General features: G+C 62.1%; 5 protein-coding genes. 2 read left to right on the top strand and 3 right to left on the bottom strand.

Going from position 1 to position 6,762, the window contains the following annotated elements:
• Positions 1 to 121: 121 nt before the first annotated feature.
• Entirely contained in the window at positions 122 to 1,525 is a 1,404-nt protein-coding gene (locus tag V3W39_RS30230; RefSeq protein WP_177046342.1) for a sodium:solute symporter family protein, read from the top strand.
• Positions 1,526 to 1,562: 37 nt separating this feature from the next.
• Entirely contained in the window at positions 1,563 to 2,483 is a 921-nt protein-coding gene (locus V3W39_RS30225; RefSeq protein WP_330213940.1) for a pyridoxal-phosphate dependent enzyme, read from the top strand.
• 99 nt (positions 2,484 to 2,582) lie between these two features.
• Here the strand turns inward: V3W39_RS30225 and V3W39_RS30220 are convergent, their stop codons facing one another.
• From V3W39_RS30220 to V3W39_RS30210, 3 genes are read right to left on the bottom strand one after another with little or no spacing between them, the layout of a single operon-like run.
• The gene (locus V3W39_RS30220; RefSeq protein ID WP_177115452.1) at positions 2,583 to 4,193 is read right to left on the bottom strand and encodes a GMC family oxidoreductase; all 1,611 of its coding nucleotides are present in this window, start codon (positions 4,191 to 4,193) and stop codon (positions 2,583 to 2,585) included.
• A 27-nt stretch (positions 4,194 to 4,220) separates the two neighbouring features.
• Positions 4,221 to 5,438: a mandelate racemase/muconate lactonizing enzyme family protein gene (locus tag V3W39_RS30215; protein ID WP_330213939.1), complete on the bottom strand. Its 1,218-nt coding sequence runs from the start codon at positions 5,436 to 5,438 to the stop codon at positions 4,221 to 4,223.
• A 1-nt stretch (position 5,439) separates the two neighbouring features.
• Positions 5,440 to 6,750, bottom strand: coding sequence for an MFS transporter (locus tag V3W39_RS30210; protein ID WP_259198868.1), 1,311 nt, complete (start codon positions 6,748 to 6,750; stop codon positions 5,440 to 5,442).
• Between the last annotated feature and the right edge of the window lie 12 nt (positions 6,751 to 6,762).

Raw genomic sequence — 6,762 nt, 5'->3', positions numbered from 1 at the left:
TGACTAACGGATATTCACCCATACCACAGGGGTATCAAACCATACCAACCCGATATTAGACGAAAGCAAAACCACCAGAGGAAACTACCCACAATTACAAAAATACCTAAAGAGTATAAAAATGCCCACCCACTCCTCCTGGATCGTACTGTCCATCACCGGTCTCTACATGCTGAGCCTGGCACTGATCAGCTACGGCGTTCGCCGCCACTCCCGCAGCGCCAATAACTACACAACGGGCGGTGGCCACTTCCCGGCGTTCCTGATCGGCTTCCTGATGCTCTCGGAATTCATCGGCACCGCAGTCAGTATCGGCACCGCCCAAACCGGCTTCAAGGTAGGCATCTCCGCCGCATGGAACCTGTTCGCCCTGGCCCTCGGTTTCGTGCTGTTCGCCTGGCTACTGGCGCGCAAGTACAAGGACCTGGGCGACAACACCATCTCCGGCGTACTCGCGCGCAACTACGGCCAGCGCACCCGCTTCGCCACCTCGATCATCACTATCTTTGCCCTGGAGATCGTCGCCGTGTCGATCTACGCCAGCGGCGGCGCGGTGTTGGCCAGCGTGATGCAAGTGGACCGAACCCTGGCGATCGTGATCGTCGGCGTGGTCTCGGTCGCGTACGTCAGCATCGGCGGCATGCGCTCAGTGATCTACACCAACTTCGTCCACGCCGCCTTGAAGTACCTGGGCGTAGGCCTGGCATTGTGGTTCGGCTTGAAGCAGGTCGGCGGCATCAGCCAGTTGCAGGCGCAATTGCCCGCCAGCATGTTTGACTGGACCACCGTGGGCTGGGGCCAGATCATCGCCTGGATGATCGCCGGTATCGGCTCGATATTTTCCACTCAATACGTAATCCAGGCAGTAAACACCGTGAGCCATGCGGGCAAAGCCCAGCGTGCGTGTTTCTACGTGGCCGTGCTGATGGTGCCGTTCGGCATCGGCGCAGCATTGATCGGGATGTGCAGCGCGGTGCTGTTCCCCAACGTTGACTCCCTGCAAGCCTTCCCCACCCTGATCGCCAGCATGGACCAACTGACCGCCGGGCTGGTGGTCGCAGGCCTTGCCGGCTCACTGTTCGGCACCATCTCGGCAGTAAGCATGGGCTCGGCGACGCTGCTGCTGCGGGACTTCTACGAACCGTGGTTCAACCCGGAAAAAAGCGACGCCAAGTCCCTGCGCTTTGTGCGCCTGGCGACCATCGCCGTCGGCCTGTTGCCGATTGCCCTGGCACTGACTTCCGACAAGGTGCTGATGATCGCCTTCCTCGGCAAGGCGTTGCGCGCCTCCCTCGCGGTACTGGTGTTGATGGTGTTCTATGCACCGAAATTCGGCACCGCAGCCGGGGCATTCCTGAGCATCATTGCCTCGTTGCTGGCCACCGTGGGCTGGTTCCTCGCCGGTAATCCGTGGGGCATCGACAACGCCTACATCGCCCTGTTTACGCCGCTGATCATCATGGGCATCAGCCATGTGACACGCCGCAAGACACCGGCAGAACCACTGGTGGCGGCCACCAGCTGAGGTAGGATGGCAGCCCCACCAATAAGGAAGTTGTGAAATGCTGCCGATTCGCACCCCGTTGATCCTGCACCCCGGCCTGTCCACCCCTACCCGGCGCATCTGGCTGAAGCTTGAGAACCTGCAACCCTGTGGCTCGTTCAAGTTGCGCGGGATGACCACGCTGTGCGCCTACGCGGCGAGCCAGGGCAAGACCACCGTGGTGTGCCCTTCCGGCGGCAATGCCGGGCTGGCCACGGCCTTTGCAGCAAGAGGCTTGGGGTTGCAGGCGCGGATCGTGGTGCCCTCCACCACCCCCGAAGCCACCCGCGCGCGTATCCGCCAGGCGGGCGCCGAAGTGGTGGTGCACGGTGATCTGTGGGATCAATCCAACGAGCTTGCGTTGCAACTTTCCGAAGCGCCTGAAGCCCTGTATGTGCCGGCTTTTGACCATCCGTTGTTGTGGGAAGGCCACAGCAGCATGATCGATGAAATTCTCGAAGACTGCCCGCAGGTGGGCGCCATCGTGACCTCCGTGGGTGGCGGTGGATTGCTCGCGGGCGTGCTGACGGGGCTGGAGCGTCATGGACGGTTCGACTGCAAGGTGATTGCCTGTGAAACGGCAGGCGCGGCGTCGTTTGCCGCCGCCGTGGAAGCTGGAAAACCGGTGCGCCTGGCGAAGATCGACACTGTGGCCAAATCGTTGGCGGCCACTCAGGTGGCGGCGTGGCCGGTTGAACATATCAGCCAGTTTGCCCATCAGTGCGTGGTGTTGACTGATGCCGAGGCGATGATGGGCGTGGTGCGGTATGCCGATGATTTACGGCAGTTGGTGGAGCCGGCGTGCGGGGTTTCGTTGGCGGTGGCTTATCTGGAACATGCCGCGATTGCCGGGGTTGAGGATGTGGTGGTGATTGTGTGTGGCGGGGTGAGCATCAGCGCCCAAACGGTTGCTCAGTGGCAAGCACAGCAGCCCTTGTAGGAGCTGGCTTGCCAGCGATGGCGGAGTATCAGTCACATCATTGCTGAATGTGCTGCAGCCATCGCCGGCAAGCCGGCTCCTACAGCTGATGGGGCGCCCTCAGGCATCCTGCAGGATCAGGTCCGCGCCCTTCTCCGCCACCATCAGCACCGCCGCATGGGTATTGCCCGAGGTCACGTTCGGGAAAATCGACGCATCGACAATCCGCAGCCCCTGCAGCCCATGCACCTTCAAGCGCTTGTCCACCACCGACACCTGCGGGTCCGAACCCATGGCGCACGACCCGCACAGGTGATAGATCGAGCCGCTGTTCTCGCGGAAGTACTGCAGCATCTGCTCGTCGGTTTCCACCGCAGCCCCCGGCAACACCTCGGCCACGGTCACGCCCTTGAGCGCCGGGGCCTGCATGATCTTGCGCATCAGCCGGCTGCCCTGGATCACCTCGTCGATGTCCTTTTGGGTGCTCAGGTAGTTGGGGTCGATCAAGGCCGCATCCCGTGGGTTTTTCGAGGCGATGCGGATCGTCCCGCGGCTGGTGGGCCGGCACGGGTTGAAGCACAGCAAAAAGCCTGAATACGGCTCGGGCTTGAGGCTGGCCTTGTTGTTTTTCGGGATCTGGTACGACAGCGGGTTGAAGTACAGCTGCAGGTTCGGATGCGCCTGCTCCGCGTTGCCACGGAAGAACCCGCCGGCCTGGTTGACGCTCATGGCCAGCGCGCCCTTGCGGGTCAGCAGGTACTTGAGCCCCAGCTTGAACTGGCCGAACAGCGAGCTGAGCTGGTCGTTCAGGGTCGGGATATTGGCCTTGTAGTAATAGCTGGCGCACAGGTGATCCTGCAGGTTCTGCCCCACCGCCGGCAGGTCCTTGACCAGCGGGATGTTGTGTTCGGCGAGCAGTTGCTTGTCGGCCACACCCGACAGTTGCAGGATTTTCGGCGTGTCTACCGCGCCCGCACACAGGATCACTTCCTTGCGCGCGGTGAACGTGCGGACCACGCCGTGCTGGGTCACGCTGATACCGGTGGCGCGCTGCTGGTCGTCGAACAGTACGCGGTCTACCAGCGCATGCAGTTCCACGCTCAGGTTGGGTCGCCCCAACGCCGGATGCAGGTGCGCAAAGCTGCTGGAACAGCGCTCGCCGTTGCGGGTGTTGACGTCGTAGAGGCCCGCGCCTTCGAAGTTCGGCCCGTTGAAGTCATCGCTCAGGCCGTAGCCCAACTGCTCGCAGCCCTTGAGGAACACATCGCAGATGGCGTGGGTCTGGCCTTTCATCGGGGTGATGCTGATGGGGCCGCTGCCGCCGTGGTATTCGGTGTCACCCAGCGGGTGGTTTTCCAGCTTGCGGAAGTACGGCAGCACGTCCTTGAAGCCCCAGCCGTCGTTGCCGTTGGCGGCCCAGTCATTGAAGTCATGGGCCTGGCCGCGCACGTAGATCATGGCGTTGATCGAGCCGGAACCGCCCTGCACTTTGCCGCGCGGGGCGTAGATTTCACGGCCAGCCAGCTGTTTTTGCGGCTGGCTGTAGTACATCCAGTTGAAGGTCGGGTTGTAGTACATCTTGGCAAAACCGACCGGGATCTTGAACCACCAGGAGCTGTCCTTGCCGCCGGCTTCCAGCAGCAACACCGAATGCTCGCCCGAGGCGGAGAGTCGGTTGGCCAGGACGCAACCTGCGGCGCCGGCACCGGCGATGATGTAGTCGTATGTCATTCACGGTTACCGCATAAGTCGTTTTTTTTAGCCCTTGGCGGGCGAAGTGTCTTTCACGTCAGCCGGCGTAGGCGCCATTTGCAGGTGCAGGCGTTCGCCGGTGTACGGCGTGTGCTTGCGCACCACGTCCATGTTCAGCTCCACCCCAAGCCCCGGTTCGGTGGACGGGATGATGTAGCCGTCCTCCCATTGCAGCGGCTTGGTCAGCACTTCGGCGTGGAAGCCGCCCCAGGTCATGATGCTTTCCTGGATCAGGAAGTTCGGCGTGCACGTGGCCAGCTGGAAACTCGCCGCTGCGCCAATCGGCCCGTTGTACAGGTGCGGGGCGATTTGCGCGTAGTAGGCCTCGGCCATGCTGGCGATTTTCTTGCCTTCCAGCAGGCCGCCGCAGCGGGCCACGTTCATTTGCAGGATCGATGCACCGCCGGCCTGCAAGAGCTTGAAGAACTCGTACTTGGTGGTCAGCCGCTCGCCGGTGGCGATGGGGATGGTGGTCTTGGCCGCGACCTGGGCCATGGCGTCTTCCTGGCCCGGTGGCACCGGTTCTTCGAACCACAGCGGGTCGTATTTCTCCAGGCGCTTGGCCAGGCGGATTGCCGACGACGGCACCATCTGCCCGTGGGTGCCGAACAGCAGGTCGCACTTGTCTCCCACCGCTTCGCGGATCTTGCGGCAGAAGGTTTCGCAGCGCTCCAGCACTTCCAGGGAAATCTGGTGGCCGGAGTACGCGGTGTACGGGCCTGCCGGGTCGAATTTGACCGCGGTGAAGCCCTTGTTCATGTTCTCGATGGCGCACTCGGCGGCCAGGTCCGGGTCGTCGTAGTCGTACTCGCCCTTGCTGTTGACCGGGTACAGGTAGGTGTAGGAACGCAGGCGTTCGTTGACCTTGCCCCCCAGCAACTCATAGACCGGCTTGTTGGCGGCCTTGCCGATGATGTCCCAGCAGGCCATTTCCAGGCCGCTGACCACGCCCATCATGGTCAGGTCGGGACGCTGGGTGAAACCGCTGGAATACGCCTGGCGGAAGAAACGCTCGATGTGGTGCGGGTCGTGGTTGAGCAGGTAGCGCTCGAACACGTCCTCGATGATCGGCAGCATGGCCTTGGGGCCGAAGGTGGCGGCGTAGATCTCGCCCACGCCTTCGATGCCGCAGTCGGTTTTCAGTTTGACGAACAGCCAGTACATACCGCCGATGTGCGGTGGCGGTACGGCGACAATATGGGTTTCAAGGGCGACGATTTTCATCTCAGGCACCTGTCTGGTTGAATTTTTTACGATTGATCCGGGCGCGCAAGGTCAGGGCCGCAAGGGTCCCGAGCACGCCGATGAAGGCGATGTAGCCGAAGTACAGGTTGTAGCCGACCTGCCCCGGGTAGGTGTCGGTGAGGTAGCCATTGATCAGCGGGATAAAGGTGTCCGGCAGGTAACCCACCACCGAGACGATGCCGATGGCCAGGCCGGTGATGCGCAGCGGGATGTCGCAGCTGTCGAGGATCGCCCAGTAAAGGCCGCGAATCGCGTAGGTCATCAGGCCGATAAAGATCACCGTGCCGATCAGCAAGCCGAGACTGCCGATGGCCGGGAACACGATCAGGCCGACCATCGCCAGAGTCACCAGCACCAGCGCGACGATCAGCACCGAGATATTCGAGAACTTGTCCCCCAGCCAGCCGCCGCCGATCCCGCCGATAGGCCGCATCCACAGTTTGATGGTGGTGATGGTGCCCGCCATCACGGCGGTCATGCCGCTGCCTTGCAGGTAGTCAGAGAAGCTGTAGGTGGCCCAGAACATGTGATAACCGCAGAACACAATGGCGGTCACCAGCCACAGCTCGGGGATTTTCACCAAGGTGGCGAGGTCGGTGATCAGGTTGAACTTGCCCTTCTCCACCGCCGCGGTTTCGGCCATGGACTTGGGGTCCTTGAGCAGCACCAGCACACACCCGATGGCGATGCACACGAACGAATACAGGTACACCACATGCTTGAAACCTTCGGCGGCCGTCTGGCTGCGGGTTTCGGTGGCATAGGCGAACAGCCCCAGGGCCACGGTTGCCAGCAAGGCTTCCACCAGGCCACGGCCACCGTCGAGGATGCCGAAGAAACGGCCCTGCTCGCTGTGATGGGCAATCATCTTCACCCGCTTGAGCACCGAGGCCCAGAAGGTCAGGCCGGTGGTCAGGCCCCAGCAGCCGAAGATGATCATCAGGCCGGTCATCGACGGCACGGTGGAGTACCAGATGCCCAGGGCACCGGTGGCCACCAGCGAGAAAAAGATCAGGAAGCGCGGCGGCAGGCGATCGGCCAACCAGCCGCTGGGCAGATAGCTGAGGAGGAAGATCGTACCGAGCATCGAATACAGATAACCCAGCTGGCTGTGGTTGATCTGGAACACCTCGAGCATGGTGGTCTGGTAGACCTGGCGCAGGTAGAGGATCGGGTAGATCGCCCCGGCGGCCAGCACCAGCAACATCAATTGGAAGTAGCGACTGGCTTTGTCGCTTTTGGCCGCGGACACGGCATCGAAACCCTGGGCAACGGGTGCAGGCTTGGACATCTTGTAGACCTC

Source organism: Pseudomonas sp. Z18(2022) (assembly GCF_036346535.1).
GTDB lineage: Bacteria > Pseudomonadota > Gammaproteobacteria > Pseudomonadales > Pseudomonadaceae > Aquipseudomonas > Aquipseudomonas yamanorum_A.
Note: the sequence above shows the minus strand (reverse complement) of the source record. Positions and strands in the feature narration are given on the sequence as shown.

What these genes read in the sequence shown, in the direction of transcription:
- V3W39_RS30230 (WP_177046342.1), top strand. Translation starts at nt 122, where the DNA reads ATGCCCACCCACTCCTCCTGGATCGTACTGTCCATCACCGGTCTCTAC.
- V3W39_RS30225 (WP_330213940.1), top strand. Translation starts at nt 1,563, where the DNA reads ATGCTGCCGATTCGCACCCCGTTGATCCTGCACCCCGGCCTGTCCACC.
- V3W39_RS30220 (WP_177115452.1), bottom strand. Translation starts at nt 4,193, where the DNA reads ATGACATACGACTACATCATCGCCGGTGCCGGCGCCGCAGGTTGCGTC.
- V3W39_RS30215 (WP_330213939.1), bottom strand. Translation starts at nt 5,438, where the DNA reads ATGAAAATCGTCGCCCTTGAAACCCATATTGTCGCCGTACCGCCACCG.
- V3W39_RS30210 (WP_259198868.1), bottom strand. Translation starts at nt 6,750, where the DNA reads ATGTCCAAGCCTGCACCCGTTGCCCAGGGTTTCGATGCCGTGTCCGCG.